Source organism: Chitinophaga tropicalis, from assembly GCF_009758205.1.
In the GTDB taxonomy this organism is placed as follows: Bacteria; Bacteroidota; Bacteroidia; order Chitinophagales; family Chitinophagaceae; genus Chitinophaga; species Chitinophaga tropicalis.
This window is the reverse complement of sequence record NZ_WRXN01000008.1, coordinates 172,997-192,625: the sequence shown is the minus strand read 5'-3', so window position 1 is coordinate 192,625 and position 19,629 is coordinate 172,997. Positions and strand designations below refer to the sequence as shown.

The following is a 19,629-nucleotide window of genomic DNA, read 5'->3' as shown; positions in this document are numbered from 1 at the left end:
AACAACATGAAAAGAAAACCCACAGCCATGCTCCTGCTCTTCCCGGCCTTTATCCATTGTAGCATGGCATACTCACAATTGAAGAATTTCCCTCAAAACAGCTCACCGCAGGAGGTCGGGAAACGGGTGGTTGCCCGTTTCCTTGCATCTCCGCATCCCAACTTTGGCAGGCCAACACCTCCCTCCGTTATTACATACCCGGAAGTATGTACCTGGTACGGCGCGCTGGCATTTGCAAAGGAAAGCAGGAATAAAACGCTGACGGCTAAACTGGCAGAACGGTTTGAACCACTGTTCGGCGCAGACACAGGCTTAGTGCCTGAGCCAGACCATGTAGACCATACCGTATTCGGAGCAGTACCACTGGAACTGTATCAGCAGCTCAAAGATCCGCGTTACCTGGAAATGGGAAAAAGAATAGCAGACAAACAATGGGGCTCACCGGATGGCCCTCACGTAAAACCTACGTCCTTTGTTTATTATAAACAGGGACTTACCTGGCAAACCCGCATGTGGATCGATGATATGTTTATGATCACAGCAGTACAGGCACAAGCCTACCGCGCCACAGGCAACAGCTCATACATAGATCGCGCTGCTAAGGAAATGGTAGTTTACCTGGACTCCTTACAACAACCTAACGGCCTCTTCTACCACGCGCCGGATGTTCCCTTCTTCTGGGGACGGGGCAATGGCTGGATGGCTGCAGGCATGAGCGAACTGTTACGCTCCCTGCCTGAAGATAACCCCGACAGACCACGTATCATGGAAGGATATAAGAAGATGATGGCTTCATTGCTGCAATACCAGGCAGAAGACGGCATGTGGCGGCAACTGATAGACGACCCCGCCTCCTGGGCAGAAACATCCGGTACAGGCATGTTCACCTTTGCCATGATCACCGGCGTAAAAAAAGGCTGGCTTGATGCTGCAACCTATGGCCCCGCAGCAAGAAAAGCCTGGCTGGCGCTTGTTACCTATATTGATAGCAACGGAGATGTTCGTGAAGTATGCGAAGGCACAAACAAAAAGAACGACCGGCAATACTACCTGGACCGTAAACGCATTACCGGCGACATGCACGGACAGGCGCCACTGTTATGGTGTGCAGCTGCCTTATTACGATAAACTTCAGGGGGCCGAAAGCTCCTTTAAAAAATCGCTACAGGAAATCAAACTGAAAGAACCATATGAAAATACAAACGCTTCTTTGCTCCCTTTTCTTTGTATCAAAAGTATTTGCAGCAGATACTACAACGGTGACCAGCCCGGACGGACAAACCCGCTTCGGATTATTTCTCCGCCAGCATGAGTTATATTATACAGTCACTTTCAGGAACACCACGGTCATTGACGCATCACCCATGATATTGTCAGTTGACGATCGCCTGTTAACCGGCAACGTAACAATAGGCGCTGCCAAACGGTATACTATAAACGAACGCTATCCCTGGCATGGAGTGCATGCTGTGGCTGTCAATAACTGCCACGGCGCCACTATTGCCCTGACAGGGTTTACACTGGATGTAAGGGTATTTAATAACGGCATCGCTTTCCGCACAGTAGTGCCCGGAGCCAAAGGAGCAGTGCGCACTCCTGATGAGGGAACAATATTCAATATTCCCGGCGGCAGCGAAATATGGTATCATGACCTGACCATGCATTATGAAAGTGTATACTCCAAAAAGGACATCTCAGCTTTACAGGCAGGGGAGTGGGTAGCGCCACCAGCTACTATCCGGTTGCCACAGGGCATCTATGCCTCTGTTACAGAAGCTGACTTGGTAAACTACAGCGGCATGGCGCTGGAAGCAAATGGTAAGCAGGGACTGGTATTACGCTTAGCCCATCGTCAGCCGGTTTCATATCCTTATAAGCTGCGCTACAGCGAAGAAGAAGTAAAACGAACGCTCAGGCTCGCTTCAATTACCGGCACAATTACCACTCCCTGGCGGGTGGTCATGATAGGAGCTGACCTGAACACAATGGTCAACAATGACATAGTACAGAATCTCTGCCCACCTCCCGATCCCAAACTTTTTCCCAACGGGATAGAAACCAGCTGGATCAGGCCTGGACGGGCTGTATGGAAATACCTGGATGGCGGCGGCGCCGGCACCCCGGAGGTCATGAAACAATTCTCCGCCCAGGCAGCCGCTTTAGGATTTGAACATAATATCCTGGAAGGCTTTTGGGAGAAATGGACTGATGAACAGATAAGGGATGTGGTGGACGATGGTAAACGCCACCACGTAGGCATCTGGCTGTGGAAACACTCCAAAGAATTGCGCGATAAAACGCAGCGCCAGGCCTTCTTCAAACGCTGCCATGACCTGGGCATAACAGGAGTGAAGATAGATTTCTTTGACAGTGAAGCCAAAGAAGTAATAGACCTCTATACGGCCATCCTGCAGGAAACGGCAGTATATCACCTCTTAGCTGATTTTCATGGCGCTGATAAGCCTACAGGCCTGTCACGGACCTGGCCCAATGAACTGACAAGAGAAGCTGTAAAAGGAATGGAAGCCAGCAAACTGACAGACAGGGCTGCACATGAAACCACCTTGCCATTCACACGCTTCCTTGCCGGCCCGGCAGAGTATACCGTAGTCCATTTCGGAGAACGGAGAAAGAATACCTCATGGGCCCATCAGGTTGCCAGCGCAGCCATCCTGAGCGCACCACTGCTCACATATGCTGCCCTGCCGCAACATTTGCTGGATAACCCTGCAAACGGCCTGATCCGGCTTATCCCTGCCACCTGGGATGAAACCATAGTATTGCCACCCTCTGAAATTGGCCAGCTGGCTGTATTTGCCCGCCGTAAAGGAAATAACTGGTTCCTGGCCGTCATGAATGGAGATCAGCCTCAGAAGATCAGCATCCCGCTTTCTTTCCTGAAAGGAACAGGTTACAAAGCATCAATTGTAAAGGATAACCCCGATAGCACAAACGCTGTGAAACTGGAAGATGGAACTTATACACAGAAAGACGTGATCTCCCTCCGGTTGTCATCCGGCGGCGGGTACATAGCAATGTTTCAGGACCTTAATAATAAATGAATATCAACCCCCTTCAAATTAACCTCTAAATCGTACAAAAATGAACATGAAACACTACTCGCTATTATTCCTTACGTTATGCTTAACAACAGCTGTAAACCTGTCAGCCGCCACGATCAATGTTTCTTCTTTATCAGCGCTGCAAACAGCTATTAACAACGCTGCCCCGGGAGATGTTATCATCCTGGCCAATGGCGTCTATACAGCATCTGCAGACATCACCATCAACAAACAGGGTACTGCCGCCCAGCCCATTACCATTGCCGCCCAGTCAATAGGCGGCGCAGAAATAAACGGGACTGCCGGCTTCAGCATTGTAAGCCCTGCAAGATATATCATCATCCGCGGCTTCAAATTTACCCACAACGCCTCTCAGGCTACTATGGCCAGTGGCACCAGCTTTTGCCGGTGGACCCGCAACCTGTTCCAGACACCAGGCGACGGAGAAAACCTCTCACTAAACGGAAATGATCACGAAGTAGATCATAATACCTTCCAGCACAAAAATGCCATGGGCCGCTTCATTACCGTACGTGGCAGCGGCAGCCAGATCGCTCAGCGCCTGTACATCCATCATAACTACTTCCTCGATCAGCAACCACAAACAGCCAATGGGGCAGAAACATTGCAGTTCGGCCTGAGTGGTTTAAGCCTTTCATCCTCCAACAGTATAGTAGAATATAATCTTTTCGAAGACTGTGAAGGCGAGAATGAACTGATATCCATCAAATCATCTGCCGTCACCCTCCGTTACAACACCATCCGCAATTGCCCTGCCCAGTTCACTCTCAGACATGGTAACCATTGCGACGTATATGGTAACTATTTCATCAACACCCCCGGCATCCGCATTTTCGGGGATGATCACAATATCTTCAGCAACCATTTTGAAAATTGTAACCCTGCTATCAATATCGGCAATGGGGATGGTGAAGTGGCAGATGGCGCCGCGCTTACTTCTCATGACCGCCCTGACCGCACACTGATCGCCTTTAATACCCTTGTAAATAATACAGGGAATATTGTACAGGCCGGCCGCACAAACGGACTCGGCGCTACTGCCCAGAAAGTTGTCAATAACATCATCCAGGGCGGCGGTGCCGCTGCTTCCATTGCAGGGCCCTACACCGGGGCAGTATGGGCCGGGAACATACTCTATAATACCAACGGCGATGGCGATATGCCCGCCAGCGGATACACAACCACCAATCCTTTACTGGCAAGAGACGCTACCGGTACCTTCCACCTGCAGTCCGGAAGCCCTGCTATCAACGCTGCCACCGGTTCTTATTCAGTCGTAACCGTCGACATGGACGGGCAGTCACGCCCCTCCTCCAAAGATGTCGGAGCCGACGAAGTATCTTCTGCTCCCGTTACGGCACGTATCCTGACACCAGCCATGGTTGGCCCTTTTGCAAACGATCTGACCCCTGATTGCCAACAGGTAACCGCCAGTATCAACGATGGTAATGTGGAAGCAAACGTTCTGGACGGCGATCTGAATACCCGCTGGTCTGCCAATGGCGACGGACAATGGATCCAGTTCTGCCTTGATGATATTGTACAGGTATCTGCCGTGCGCATCGCATTCTATAACGGTAATGTGCGAACATCCACTTTTGATGTACTGGTAAGCAATGATGCCCTCAGCTGGACCACAGCCGCCGCAGGACTGGTCAGCAGCGGCACCTCCCTCAGCCTGCAGACATTTTCCTTTACTCCCCGGACCGGCAAATACGTACGCATAGTCGGCCATGGCAACAGCGCAAATGCCTGGAACAGCTATACCGAAGTTGAACTGCAGACAGCTGGCAATGCCAGGACAAAAACCGCAAAGAATATTGATAATTCCTTTTCGTTAAAAAACTATCCCAATCCATTTAATGGCCAGACAACCATCAGCTTCAACCTCGAAAAAGCGGGTATGGTCAGCCTTATTGTACATGACATAAATGGTAAACAGGTAAAAGTGCTGTTACAGACCCACCTGCAGGCAGGGATATATAATATACCGTTTGATGCCGGCGGAAAACCAGGAGGAACATACATCGTATCATTGGAGCATAACGGGAAAACGAACGTGAGGAAAATACAGAAACTGTAAATAATTAAAAGGCTTACCAAACCTAAGGTTGGGTAAGCCTTTATAACTTTAAAACCGCATTGTAATCATATATCTGTAGTCGTACAGAAATAAGTAGGAGGTGGAATAGTCACTGCCTGCATTTTCTTATCTACCTTTTCACAAAGTTTTGCAATTTTAATTTTGCCGAGGTCTAATTTTTTCTTGATCTTTTTTTTCATAAAACAGGTTCATTTAGAGGAAAAATGATGCTTACTCTTTTCTTAAGGTTTTCAGCTATCCCTTATAGATGGGGTTAACTTTATGGGTTATCTACTAATTTACTGATTTTTTTAATGCCATCCATCTGATTTTTAACTTACTCTTTTGTTCCTTTTTATACAATTCAACCATCTCCGAACCCCTTACCTTTGAACAACATTATTACAAACCAGGCATATGGCATCACAATTTACCAGGTTCAAAGACCTGCATCACACCTCTGACCTTTTTATTCTACCCAATGTATGGGACGCTAAAATCGCCCTCAGCTTCCAGGATGAAAAATTCTCCGCCATCGCTACTTCAAGCTCTGCTGTGGCCGGCGCCCTGGGCTTCGAAGACGGAGAAAAAATGACCTTTAATGATTACCTGTTTGTTATTAACCGCATACTGTCTGTCGTGAACATTCCGTTAACGGTAGACATAGAAATGGGTTACGGCTCATCTGATGAAAAGGTCCAGGAGAATATACTGACACTGGCTGGTATGGGAGTAGTTGGGATCAACATAGAAGATTCAACCATCAATTCTTCCGGCCGGGAACTTAAAGATGCAACAACATTTGCAAAAACAGTAGAACACTTAAAGAACAGGCTGGTGTCAGAAAACGCAGAACTGTTCATCAATGTTCGTTGTGATACCTATATACTGAATGTAGCAAACAAACAACAGGAAACCGCTGAAAGGATTAAACTATATGAAACGGCAGGTGCAGATGGTATTTTCCTCCCCTGTATTTCAGCAGAAGAAGACATTGCTGCCGCTGTTGCCGGTACCTCACTTCCTTTAAACGTAATGTGCATCCCCGGCCTGCCGGACTTTGACCGTCTTAAAGCCCTGGGAGTAAAACGCATAAGCATGGGACCTTTCCTCTTCAGCAAAGCATATGAGAATGTAAGTCAGCTCTCCCGTGCTGTTACTGCCGCCAAAAGTTTTTTACCCCTCTTTTCCTGAGTATCATCATATAATGGCGTCCGGCAAGACGCCATTATATGATGATACTCATTATGAGATTTGTGCACATCCGGATCAGTAAGCGGTTAACTTTATCTGAACTTACCGTAAATGTCATCATGGAATCTTACAGTTCCCATATAGTCCGGCCATGCTACTTCGTATAATATAAATACAGGTGTTTGCGGTTTTACCGGTATTATCACAGGAACTTTCTGCGGCTTGGTGGCCAGTTTTACCAGGCTGTCTATGAATTGGGCCTGCTCCGGCACCAGTAATTGTGCCAGTGCAACAGCATCTTCCACCCTTATGCAACCATGACTGAAATAACGTTTATTGAACATGAAATAACTTTTAGCTGGTGTATCATGAAGATAAGTGCTGTAAGGATTGAAAAAGTTCAGCTTGATAACGCCTAGCGAATTATCGCAGCCGTTCATCTGTCTTAAAGTATAAGGAAAATTACGCCTGTTTAATGACTGCCAGTTTATCGTAGCAGGGTCCAGTATCTTCCCCGAATTATCCAGTACCTGGTAGTTACCCGCTTCCAGGAAAGCAACAGGGCTGCCTTTTATACCAGGCAGCAATTCTCTGGTAGCAATATTATAGGGTACAGTCCAGTAAGGATACATAATGATCCCATCTATTCTGCTGGCAAGAGGAATGGTAGGAGTACGTTCTTTTCCAACTATAGCACGGGAATAAAGTAGAGTGCTGTCGCCCTGGTAAAGAAATAGACCTGCAGCAGGAATGTTTACTACAATAACAGACTGGTATTTTCGTATGCAATTCAGCCAACGGAATGTATTGAGGGCATGATTCAGTTCCTCAAGCCTTTTCTCAAGAGTAATATTCATTTCTTCCAGTACACCAGGGCGCAATGTTCCATCTTCCAGGAACTCAAACATATGCTCAGCAGCGCGGACCTTTTCTCTCAGGATATCTTCCCCTGTACGGTAATCAGTAGTATCAAGAACGCCTAATTGATATAATTTGTCGATCAACGGATGATTTGTACTGTCTACAACCTCCGAGCTGATAAATACAGGGCGGTAGTTTTGCTCCCGCGATCGTTCGCTATAGAGTGCAATCTTCTTTTTGATAGCAAGATACTCCGGACATCGTGGTTCCAGCCTGTTTAATAGTTCACTGAATGTGTCGTCCGCCAATGAGCGGTATAACAGGTTGGATATATCCTGGCAGTCGGGAACATACTTTAGTCCATCGTATCCAATCCTTACTGCTTTTCTGCCATATGCCACATCGGTAAAAAATGCGATAGCCGCAGCTGTAAGTTGCAGATCCGTTTTAATGGAATCTTCCTGCAACGTGCCCGTTTTCAGTCGTTCAACCTGGGTATAGGCATAGTCATGCACATCCAGTCCCAGCAATGAAGCCTGATCAAAGTAATCAAAAAGCAACTGTCTGTTCTTGGTACATCCGGCGGGGAGCCATAACATATGCTGTGCGAAGGAAGCAACACAATATTGGAACAGCAGGAGGATTAACAGGCAGCCTTTTTTATGCATGTGGTTTTTGCATGAAAATAGATGATCTTAAAGGGATGGGAAATGACCACGGTTGCCATACAGGATGTTTATGGTCATTCCGGCAGTATATATCGTCCCGGGGATGGAGGTAATAAAGGTCAGATACTGGCTATTTGCTCAGCAGCCCCGCAAGCCCATCATCGGAAGGGCTCTGATAATTGATAGTGGTGATCTTCTGCCCATGAACAGTCACGATCATCGGATATATATCATTCTTCTTATCCGGATATTCAATGGTATTTGCTGTATCCAGGAATATTTTACTATTGCTGATAACGTCACTACCCAACTTTATCTTCAGCAATTTCACAGATTGTATCTTCGTAAAGATATAACGGATGTTATCCTGCTCAGTTATATGCTTCTTCACAAAAGCTTCTGCATGGCTGATGCAACCTTCACAACCCTGGTTAGGAATAATTACATATTTCCCTTCAGGGAACATTTTGCTGTCTAATGCCTGGATACTTTTCCGGAGCACGGCATTATTCTCAGAACAGGCGCCCAGGATCAGGGTGCATAGTAGTATCAGGCTACAGTTCAATCTTACATTGTACATACTGGGCAATGTTTTGATCTTTATTACCGGCATTCAGGAAATAGATCCCCTCTGTTGTAATAAAGAAGTTGTCTAATACTATGGCGCGTGGGAGAGGGGCCTCTCCAAGATATTTAAAGTCCTTATCAAAAACTATCAGGCTGGCTTCTTTATCTGCCAGCCGTTGCTTATCCGTTCTCCCTTCCGCCGGTGGCAGCTCCAGTATCCTGTAATACCGGTCATGGTACTGATCATAAATAATATTGCGGTAACATGGCGTATTCGTAAAGTATTGCAATGAATACTCAGCATCAGATACCTTTTCATTATCCTTTGACAGCCCCATGGAAGTGATGCAGATCTTTCTCCTGGTACCGGCAGGTATTTCTTTTATCTGCCAGTTACTGTCAATCGACTGAATATTATGATCAGCCGGAAGACTAAGCAGTATCTTACCTGTTTGTCCGTTATAGGTGGTATAAGGTGTCCGCAAATGAGAACCACCCCAGTTATGTTGCCAGTATACTTTTGAGTAAGGTATCCGGTAACGGATATTACCGGCAGGAAGATGAATAACAGAACACATGGTCCGGCTTGCAGGGTTCTCCTTATCACTCTCTCCCAGCAGAAACCCAAAGCCAATAATAGTATTGCCAATAAACAGAACAGGCGACGTCGCATTGGCATATGGAGGAGCCGCTTGCCTGATCCTGCCTTTATTAATAAAAGCCAGTCTCTTCCATAGCGTATCCCTGTCAATGGAATAATACAACAGTTCTGCCCCCGCATAATTATACAGGACAATGCTATCGGGTGAGATATACCTGAAATAAGAGATCTTTTTGTTGATACTTATCTTGTGAATGGCCTCCGGGTACACAGCTTTTCCTGCACCATTCAACGGATATTCCAGCAACCGTTTATTATAGCTGTCAAATACATACAACCTGTTTTCCCGTTCATGATAATCCACAGGTGTTGTTATTCCCATCACCGTCAGGCTGTCAAGATAAAGATTGAGTGTATCTCCCTGTGTTATAGCAAGTGGTATAACAGGATCTGTGGCAGATGTACAGTTAGAATAAGTAGCAGTAGTTCCGTTCTGACAGCTGAAAGACGTGATAACTATCCAGCTGTATAAAAAAATAAATAATACTCTTCCCTGCATACTTGTATGTGTCATGTTGAATGAATAAACAGGGCGCCTGGCCCCGTTTATTCAGGGTTGAATAATTTACTCTACATAATAAGTACAGTCGGTCGTTTCCGGGTCTATTGCAGTCACGCAATTGTAGTGGTAAACACCATTCACAACTGTGATACGGCATTTTCCGCGCAATCCATGATGATCATCCTCACATGCACTTCCAGATGAAGTTCCAGACACAAAAAGAACTAATGCTGATACAGCAAAACCAATTAGAACGAGGCTTTTTTTCATGTTTATGTGATTTAAATGAAAGGAAAACAGGTTTTTATACTTTTTAAACGAAAGGATAGAATACGGGTTAGATCTTGATCTATACTTGGGTTTTCACACGGGTTACAAGCCATCTATGTCTGTTTCCAAATATAGATAAAAAAATGAATTTCCAAAAAATCGCTTTCACCTTTTATTCCTAACCGGCGGACGGCCGGTTAGAATCCCTCTCAGAAAGATGAGTTTTGCCAAAGGAAAAACTCATCTTTCTGAGTAATTTTTGTTACTCTCTGTTTAAAAAACTTTTCCCCTGTCATCCTATGCCTTTTCCGCACAAAATCAGCTATCTTATACTACGTTTAACCATGAACGCAACCCTCAAAATTAACCTTATGAAACCTTTAATTACAACCCTCTTATTACTCATTACGTCCCTGTTTTGCTCTTACACCTATGCCCAGGTTACCCTTTCCGCCAATGGACCTGGCAACACCTACGAACTTATCGAGAGCGTACTGGGTAGCGGTACAACAGGCGAAGTACCAGACTGTGGGCACTCATCTTTCGGCAGGCATATTACTGAAGTATTTGACAGCCAGCTTAACAGGAATGTATTTGTATTTCACATCCACACCACACCTGATGATGATCGCTGTAATTCCAGTACAGACCGTCAACGGAATGAGATCAAGACATTCGGATCATCTCCCGCAAACGTAAAGGCTTCCTACGGAGAGACTGTTACTTACCGTTGGAAGTTTAAGATCGATGCAGGTTTTATACCCACTACCGGCTTCTGCCACCTGCACCAGATCAAAGCAGGAGATGGCGATGATGGCGCCCCGCTGATCACGCTTACCCCACGGGCGGGTAGTCCGCAGAAACTCCAGGTAATCTATACACCAGGCTCAGGATTATCCGGTGGCGGAGAGAAAGCAAATGCCCCGTTATCCTCCTTCAAAGGTGTCTGGGTAGATGTTACGGAGAAGATCACCTATACTTCTGCCGGCTCTTATCAGCTCACTATAAAAAGAGTGAGCGATGGGGTTACCTTGTTGACCTATACAAACAATAATATTGACATGTGGAGAAGTGAAACTACTTTCTGCCGCCCTAAATGGGGTATTTACCGAAAACTGGTTGACGGCATGCGGGATGAACAGGTAAGGTTCGCTGATTTTTGTATCGCTGAAGGCAATGCCACCTGCGGCAGTTCTCTTGCGGAGGCTTCCGGCAAAGCAGGCATTAAAGCTGTATCTGTTAATGTATTTCCAAACCCGGTCCAGCAGGTCACCAATATAGAGCTGCAGATAAAAGAAGCCGGGAGGACCAGCATAGAAGTATTTGACATGCAACAGAAGAGAGTGACCGTAATACTGAGTAGCAGTCTCCAGCCAGGGACTCACCGTGCTTCCCTGGATACAAAGAATTTACCGGCCGGCTCATATACAGTGAAAGTGTTACACAATGGAGAGATATTGACAAAAAAGATAGTTAAACAATAAAGAAGGGCCCGGCCATTTGGCCGGGCCCCTTTTAAAATCCCTGCTATATGAAGAAACGGAGTTTTGTTTATTCCTTATATGGGATTGCCTTACCGGTAACACTCTGACTGCCTACGCTCAACTTGTATATTAACATAGTTCTTTGAGTAGACGGTATACTGTATTCTACAGTGTGAGTGGTTCCCTTTTCAACCGTTCCATAATTCAGCTGTCCAGTCTGCTGTCCCAGCATATTGTATACTTCCAGCTTAACCTTTCCTGTTTCAGGAGCAGTGAACCTGAATATGAGCTTATCCCTGTATGGGTTCGGGTATACATTCACTTCAAGTTTTTCTGAAGCAGATGGCTTAAATACCTCCATATCACCTTCTGACATAGTTGTTGTCTGTGGTTTCAGACATGTCTGATTGGATGTATATGCCCAGCGTACAAGTACTGCACACTTGTCAAAGGCATTGTTGATAGCATCCACAGCTTTATTCACGTCAGAGATGGATATTGCCGGTACCGTCTGTCCACCCAGGTATCTGTTAGCCAGTTCATACAGACCGGCTATATTGGCTTTACCTGTTAGCTTGAGATAGATCACCACATTAAGCGGGAGTACATACTTATCTACTGTTGCAGAAGGTATGGTGCTGCCACATGCAATGAGCTTGGATGTGAACAGGCTGTCACCTTCTATCGCCAGGTCTTTAAGTGTTGCGGAAAGCTGCATGTTAAAGAACAACGTCATAGTTTGAGCCAGAAGTATGTTGTTGATCTTACCGGTGTTAGGTCCGGAAGTGATCAGCGGAACATTTCCCCATGTATTGATCTTACTATATGTTGCATATCCTTTCAACGCTACCGCTGTACCACCACCAGGCAACATCTTATAGATATTGTCATTGGTAATGTTGCTCAGGAACAAGGTGAAGAACTTGCCGGTTGCTTTCAGACCGAATATAACAGAATCCCCCGGTTGTGCATCTACTGCTGCGGTCATCATCTGTTTAGAGGTCAGGTTTGCTCCGGCAGGAGTACAGCCTTTACCATTTGTATTGCCATAGAAGCCCTGTGTATAGCTACAGAAGCTTTGTTTACAGCATTCAACAACGATGGCTTGCTCAACCCACTTGCTATTGTTGCATGCATCTGTGGCAGTCCATCTGCGGATGTAAGTGAACGGACACTTTGTTCCTTCTTTTCTATCCACATAGGTCACTTTAACTTTACCTCCGCAGTTATCTGTAAAGGTCGGAGTACCGAATACAGGTGTAGAACCGCATGGCAATGTAGCATTAGCAGGTTTGTAAGTCACTACCGGCGCTGTAGTATCCTTGACTTTGATCACCTGGGCGACAGAGTCTTTGTTACCACATGCATCAGTAAATACCCACTTGCGTGTAATGGTAGAGTCGCATGCCGTACCAGATCCTTTCACCGTATAAACAGGCGTAATGTTGCCGGTGCAGTTGTCTTTTGCTGTCGGCGTTGGTACCGCTGGCAGATCCTTCACACACTGTACACAGAGTGATTTTTCGAAGTTGGCGGTGATGACAGGTTTCACGTCATCAAACACATTAATCACCTGTTTAAGTGTATCTGAAGTATTGCCGCATGCATCCTTAGCCCACCATTTGCGAACCACTTTGTACCTGTTCAAACAGGTGCTGTCAGAAACTATCTGTTTAAAATATACCTTCGGCGTTCCACAGTTGTCAGTAGCATCAATAGCTGCTGCACCAGGTATGTCGGCAGTACATTTAACATTTATATCTGTTGCCGTACCGGAGAGAACAGGAGCGATATTGTCCTTGATCCTGATGATCTGAGTGACAGAGTCGCTATTGCCACAATCATCCGTAAATACCCACTTGCGTGTGATAGTAGAATCGCATGCTGTACCAGATCCTTCAGCAGAACAAACAGCCGGTATTTCGCCGTTACAGTTGTCTGTAGCTGTAGGCCTTGGCGGAACAGGTACGTCGTTCAGGCATTGTACATAGATTGTTTTTTCGAAATCAGCCGTAATAACAGGCTTCACATCATCGTTGACGGTAATCACCTGAGTAAGCACATCGGAAGTATTACCGCAAATGTCAGTCGCCCACCATTTACGGGTGATCTTGTACTTGTTCACGCAGGTACTGTCAGTCACTTCCTGGGTGTAATGTACTTTCGGCGTACCACAATTATCAGTAGCACCAATTTCAGGCACAACCGGTACATCAGCAGTACAGGTTACATTCGCATCCGGAGCGGTTCCGTTCAGCACAGGTTTCACGTCGTCTTTTATAGTAATGACCTGGGTTACAGAGTCACTATTACCACAAGCATCCGTAAATACCCACTTGCGTGTAATTGTAGAATCACAACCGGTACCAGCACCGAGTTCTGTATACACAGGCGTAATATTACCATTACAATTGTCTGTAGCCGTCGGCTCAGGAGCGGCAGGTACATCCTGCAGACACTGTACACTCACTGACTTATCGAAATCAGCCGTAATAACAGGCTTCACATCATCGTTGACGGTAATCACCTGAGTAAGCACATCGGAAGTATTACCGCAAACGTCCGTAGCCCACCATTTACGGGTGATCTTATACTTGTTCACACAGGTGCTGTCAGTCACTTCCTGGGTGTAATGTACTTTAGGCGTACCACAATTATCGGTAGCACCAATTTCAGGCACAACCGGTACATCAGCAGTACAGGTTACATTCGCATCCGGAGCTGTACCATTCAGCACAGGTTTCACATCATCTTTGATAGTAATGATCTGAGTAACAGAATCACTATTACCACAGGCATCAGTGAATACCCACTTGCGTGTAATAGTAGAATCACAACCGATACCAGCACCAACTTCTGTATAGACAGGCGTAATGTTGCCATTACAATTGTCTGTAGCCGTCGGCTCAGGAGCCGCAGGTACATCCTGCAGACACTGTACATTCACAGACTTATCGAAATCAGCCGTAATAACCGGCTTCACATCATCATTCACAGTAATCACCTGGATCAGCACATCAGAAATATTACCGCAAACATCCGTAGCCCACCACTTACGTGTGATCTTGTACTTGTTCACGCAGGTACTGTCAGTCACTTCCTGGGTGTAATGCACTTTAGGCGTACCACAATTATCGGTAGCGCCAATTTCAGGCACAACCGGTACATCAGCAGTACAGGTTACATTCGCATCCGGAGCGGTACCGTTCAGCACAGGCTTCACATCATCTTTGATAGTAATTACCTGAGTCACAGAGTCACTATTACCACAGGCATCGGTAAATACCCACTTGCGGGTAATAGTAGAATCACAACCAGTACCAGTACCAACCACTGTATAGACAGGCGTAATGTTACCATTACAATTGTCTGTAGCCATCGGCTCAGGAGCCGCAGGTACATCCTGCAGACACTGTACACTCACTGACTTATCGAAATCAGCCGTAATAACAGGCTTCACATCATCGTTGACGGTAATCACCTGAGTAAGCACATCGGAAGTATTACCGCAAATGTCAGTCGCCCACCACTTACGTGTGATCTTGTACTTGTTCACGCAGGTACTGTCAGTTACTTCCTGGGTGTAATGTACTTTCGGCGTACCACAATTATCAGTAGCACCAATTTCAGGCACAACCGGTACATCAGCAGTACAGGTCACATTTGCATCCGGAGCGGTACCGTTCAGCACAGGCTTCACGTCGTCTTTGATAGTAATGACCTGGGTTACAGAGTCACTATTACCACAAGCATCCGTAAATACCCACTTGCGGGTAATAGTAGAATCACAACCGGTACCAGTACCAACCACTGTATAGACAGGCGTAATGTTACCATTACAATTGTCTGTAGCCGTCGGCTCAGGAGCCGCAGGTACATCCTGCAGACACTGTATACTCACTGACTTATCGAAATCAGCCGTAATAACCGGCTTCACATCATCGTTGACGGTAATCACCTGAGTAAGCACATCGGAAATATTACCGCAAACATCCGCAGCCCACCACTTACGGGTGATCTTGTACTTGTTCACGCAGGTACTGTCAGTTACTTCCTGGGTGTAATGTACTTTCGGCGTACCACAATTATCAGTAGCGCCAATTTCAGGCACAACCGGTACATCAGCAGTACAGGTTACATTTGCATCCGGAGCAGTACCGTTCAGCACAGGTTTCACATCATCTTTGATTGTGATCACCTGGGTTACAGAGTCACTATTACCACAAGCATCAGTAAATACCCACTTGCGTGTAATAGTAGAATCACAACCGGTACCAGCACCAACTTCTGTATAGACAGGTGTAATGTTACCATTACAATTGTCAGCAGCAGTTGGGTTAGGTACAGTCGGAATGTCTTGCAGACATTTAATATTGACTGCCTTATCAAAATCAGCCGTAATAACCGGCTTCACATCATCATGCACAGTAATCACCTGGATCAGTACATCCGAAATATTACCGCAAACATCAGTAGCCCACCATTTACGGGTGATCTTGTACTTGTTCACGCAAGTACTGTCAGTCACTTCCTGGGTGTAATGTACAGTTGGTATGCCACAATTATCAGTAGCGCCAATTTCAGGCACAACCGGTACATCAGCAGTACAGGTTACATTCGCATCCGGAGCGGTACCGTTCAGCACAGGTTTCACATCATCTTTGATAGTAATGACCTGGGTTACAGAGTCACTATTACCACAAGCATCCGTAAATACCCACTTGCGTGTAATAGTAGAATCACAACCGGTACCAGCACCAACTTCTGTATAGACAGGTGTAATGTTACCATTACAATTGTCTGTAGCCGTCGGCTCAGGAGCCGCAGGTACATCCTGCAGACACTGTACATTCACTGACTTATCGAAATCAGCCGTAATAACCGGCTTCACGTCATCATTCACAGTAATCACCTGGATCAGTACATCAGAAGTATTACCGCAAACATCAGTAGCCCACCATTTACGGGTGATCTTATACTTGTTCACACAAGTACTATCGGTCACTTCCTGGGTGTAATGTACAGTTGGTATGCCACAATTATCAGTAGCACCAATTTCAGGCACAACCGGTACATCAGCAGTACAGGTTACATTCGCATCCGGAGCGGTACCGTTCAGCACAGGTTTCACATCATCTTTGATAGTAATTACCTGGGTCACAGAGTCACTATTACCACAGGCATCGGTAAATACCCACTTGCGGGTAATAGTAGAATCACAACCAGTACCAGTACCAACCACTGTATAGACAGGCGTAATGTTACCATTACAATTGTCTGTAGCCGTCGGCTCAGGAGCCGCAGGTACATCCTGCAGACACTGTACACTCACTGCCTTATCAAAATCAGCCGTAATAACAGGCTTCACATCATCGTTGACGGTAATCACCTGGATCAGTACATCAGAAGTATTACCGCAAACATCAGTAGCCCACCATTTACGAGTGATCTTGTACTTGTTCACGCAGGTACTGTCAGTCACTTCCTGGCTGTAATGTACTTTCGGCGTACCACAATTATCGGTAGCGCCAATTTCAGGCACAACCGGTACATCAGCAGTACAGGTCACATTTGCATCCGGAGCAGTACCGTTCAGCACAGGCTTCACGTCATCTTTGATTGTGATCACCTGGGTTACAGAGTCACTATTACCACAAGCATCCGTAAATACCCACTTGCGTGTAATAGTAGAATCACAACCAGTACCAGCACCGAGTTCTGTATACACAGGCGTAATGTTACCATTACAATTGTCTGTAGCCGTCGGCTCAGGTACAGCAGGTACATCCTGGAGACACTGTACATTCACTGACTTATCGAAATCAGCCGTAATAACAGGCTTCACATCATCGTTGACGGTAATCACCTGAGTAAGCACATCGGAAGTATTACCGCAAACATCAGTAGCCCACCACTTACGGGTGATCTTGTACTTGTTCACACAGGTACTGTCAGTCACTTCCTGGGTGTAATGTACTTTCGGCGTACCACAATTATCAGTAGCACCAATTTCAGGCACAACCGGTACATCAGCAGTACAGGTTACATTCGCATCCGGAGCGGTACCGTTCAGCACAGGTTTCACATCATCTTTGATAGTAATGACCTGGGTTACAGAGTCACTATTACCACAAGCATCCGTAAATACCCACTTACGGGTGATAGTAGAATCACAACCTGTACCAGCACCGACTTCTGTATACACAGGCGTAATATTACCATTACAATTGTCAGAAGCAGTCGGTTCAGGTACAGCAGGTACATCCTGCAGACACTGTACACTCACTGACTTATCGAAATCAGCCGTAATAACCGGCTTCACATCATCATTCACAGTAATCACCTGGATCAGCACCTCAGAAGTATTACCGCAAACATCAGTAGCCCACCACTTACGGGTGATCTTATACTTGTTCACACAGGTACTATCAGAAACGACAGCGCTTGATTCTATATTCAGTTCTGCCGTACAGTTATCTGTAGCCGTGATATTGGGCGGTGCCGGTATGTCTTTCGCACAGCCTACTGTAGCACCAGCTACATTTCCTGAAAGAATAGGCTTAATAGTATCCTTGATAACAACCTGCTTATAACAGGTATCCTTCCGTTTACCATCAGGAGTAGAAACGATCAGCTTTATAAGATAGCTGCCGCATTTATTATCTGCCTGTATCCATACCTTTTCTTTATCATTATCTCCTGAAACACTGGCATCCCCGGTCACTGACCAGAGATAAGAACCTACCTGGGCAGCAGGTGGCCCTGCATATTCATTCTTAGATCCGGGACAAACAGGATCAGACCCTGTAATACCGCATGGCGGTTTTGGATGTTCTGTAACAGTGACCACCACTGTATCCACATCCTGGCAGTTATTTGCATCTACAGCCTTTACAATAAACTGAAATACCCCCGTAGACGGAGGCGTAAAGGTCGGATTGAATATATTCGGATTACTAAGCCCTGTAACCGGTGTCCAGCTGAATGTATATGGAGCTGTACCACCGGATGCAGATGCTGACAAAGAAGCAACATCCAGATGAGTGATGTTCTGATCAACACCGGCATTAACGGTAACCTGCGAGATATTTACAGTAGCACCGGGGTTTATATGACTGTTCAGATAACACGTATCTTTCAGCCCCTCCCTGGTCACAACTAATCTCAGGTTGAAACTGCCTGCTATAAAAGCGGCGCCTATAGGCACAACTTCAATATTTGCCAGCGTGGCATTCACTATTTTAGCATTGGCAGTATTCGCGCCAATAATACTCCATGAGTAAGTGAGGCCAACAGGATCATCTACCGTAGAAGTATATACCAGCTTCGTAGTTTCCACACATCCATTAACAGGACCGGCAACTTCACATTGAGGCGGAATGAACACCGCATCCGTCTTAAGAGACCTGTCCTGGTTACCAATACTCACTACACTACCATTAATGATCCAGTTCTTAAGGCTCATATGGTAAGGAGAGCCACTGATAGCACTGGCAGATCGGGGCTCACCGGTACCAGGTTCCTTTCCCCAGTCAACAATACTGGCAATATGCCCGCCCCATGCCAGTACCACAGTTTCCTTGAGCGCTTTGAAAGTAACATAAATGAGCGCTTCAGATTGAGAAGCATTCAGGTCTCCCTGGCTGTTATAGGTTACACTGAGCAGATCTGCGTTATACCCGGTAAATACCCTTTCACCTGCTGGCAACGCATTAAAGCTGGTGGTAGGCTGTCCTGCCACCGGCGATCCCGTACTACCTGGCGCTGGTATAGGCTCCGTATCTGTTGTCGTAAAATAAGAAACAGGGAACCCTGCAATATTCAGCAACGGATTGACGGTTTCAGCGGCATGGCCGAATGGCGTATGTGGTAGTAGACGTTGATAATGCGTCAGGTAATCCAACGCATGTTTACCACTGTTTTTAATGTCAAAACCTATAACAAGTGTATAGGTCTGATTGACGACAAGGCTCTTCAATACAGCCCTGTAAGGAACGGAATATCCTTCAAGAAAGTGCGCTGTATTCGTATTCAGGTTCCCGTTAATCCAATCAACAGGCGTGAGGGGAGTAGTGGCTTTGTCATTGGCCCCCTGGTCAATGTTGGCAGACTGTCCCCATACCGGTAATTGAAATAATGTGAATAACAGAATAAGTGATACAAAGTTCAATAAAGCCTGACTGCGCGTCGTTCGAAGGATTTTGTTGTTAAGTAGATGTGTTGCATTCATGATAGGTAAAGCTTTTGGTTGATGAA

The 19,629-nt window shown here is 46.0% G+C and carries 10 protein-coding genes; 5 read left to right on the top strand and 5 right to left on the bottom strand.

Going from position 1 to position 19,629, the window contains the following annotated elements:
- Nucleotides 1-6: 6 nt before the first annotated feature.
- The 4 genes from GO493_RS18765 (at nucleotide 7) to GO493_RS18750 (ending at nucleotide 6,360) form a co-directional block, all read left to right on the top strand.
- Nucleotides 7-1,128, top strand: a complete 1,122-nt coding sequence (locus GO493_RS18765) for a glycoside hydrolase family 88/105 protein (protein ID WP_157307767.1) — start codon at nucleotides 7-9, stop codon at nucleotides 1,126-1,128.
- Nucleotides 1,129-1,190: 62 nt separating this feature from the next.
- Nucleotides 1,191-3,062 carry a glycoside hydrolase family 97 protein gene (locus GO493_RS18760; RefSeq protein WP_157307766.1) on the top strand — a complete coding sequence of 624 codons (1,872 nt, stop codon included), beginning with the start codon at nucleotides 1,191-1,193 and terminating at the stop codon, nucleotides 3,060-3,062.
- A 46-nt stretch (nucleotides 3,063-3,108) separates the two neighbouring features.
- Entirely contained in the window at nucleotides 3,109-5,166 is a 2,058-nt protein-coding gene (locus tag GO493_RS18755) for a chondroitinase-B domain-containing protein (RefSeq protein ID WP_157307765.1), read from the top strand.
- Between the two features lie 417 nt (nucleotides 5,167-5,583).
- Nucleotides 5,584-6,360, top strand: coding sequence for an isocitrate lyase/PEP mutase family protein (locus GO493_RS18750; protein WP_157307764.1), 777 nt, complete (start codon nucleotides 5,584-5,586; stop codon nucleotides 6,358-6,360).
- A gap of 92 nt (nucleotides 6,361-6,452) precedes the next feature.
- On the opposite strand, the gene GO493_RS18745 is transcribed toward GO493_RS18750, so the two are convergent.
- From GO493_RS18745 to GO493_RS18730, 4 genes are all read right to left on the bottom strand, one after another.
- The gene (locus GO493_RS18745) at nucleotides 6,453-7,889 is read right to left on the bottom strand and encodes a L,D-transpeptidase family protein (RefSeq protein WP_157307763.1); all 1,437 of its coding nucleotides are present in this window, start codon (nucleotides 7,887-7,889) and stop codon (nucleotides 6,453-6,455) included.
- Nucleotides 7,890-8,019: 130 nt separating this feature from the next.
- Nucleotides 8,020-8,469 carry a hypothetical protein gene (locus tag GO493_RS18740; RefSeq protein ID WP_157307762.1) on the bottom strand — a complete coding sequence of 150 codons (450 nt, stop codon included), beginning with the start codon at nucleotides 8,467-8,469 and terminating at the stop codon, nucleotides 8,020-8,022.
- Complete coding sequence (locus GO493_RS18735) at nucleotides 8,444-9,631, bottom strand: DUF4221 family protein (RefSeq protein ID WP_157307761.1); 1,188 nt, start codon at nucleotides 9,629-9,631, stop codon at nucleotides 8,444-8,446. The genes GO493_RS18740 and GO493_RS18735 overlap by 26 nt, the downstream gene beginning before the upstream one ends.
- Nucleotides 9,632-9,682: 51 nt before the next feature.
- Nucleotides 9,683-9,889, bottom strand: a complete 207-nt coding sequence (locus GO493_RS18730) for a hypothetical protein (RefSeq protein WP_157307760.1) — start codon at nucleotides 9,887-9,889, stop codon at nucleotides 9,683-9,685.
- 371 nt (nucleotides 9,890-10,260) lie between these two features.
- Here GO493_RS18730 and GO493_RS18725 point away from each other — a divergent pair, with 371 nt between their 5' ends.
- On the top strand, nucleotides 10,261-11,373 hold the full coding sequence (locus GO493_RS18725) for a T9SS type A sorting domain-containing protein (RefSeq protein ID WP_157307759.1): 1,113 nt from the start codon (nucleotides 10,261-10,263) through the stop codon (nucleotides 11,371-11,373).
- A gap of 67 nt (nucleotides 11,374-11,440) precedes the next feature.
- On the opposite strand, the gene GO493_RS18720 is transcribed toward GO493_RS18725, so the two are convergent.
- Entirely contained in the window at nucleotides 11,441-19,603 is an 8,163-nt protein-coding gene (locus tag GO493_RS18720) for a T9SS type A sorting domain-containing protein (RefSeq protein WP_157307758.1), read from the bottom strand.
- Nucleotides 19,604-19,629: the final 26 nt, after the last annotated feature.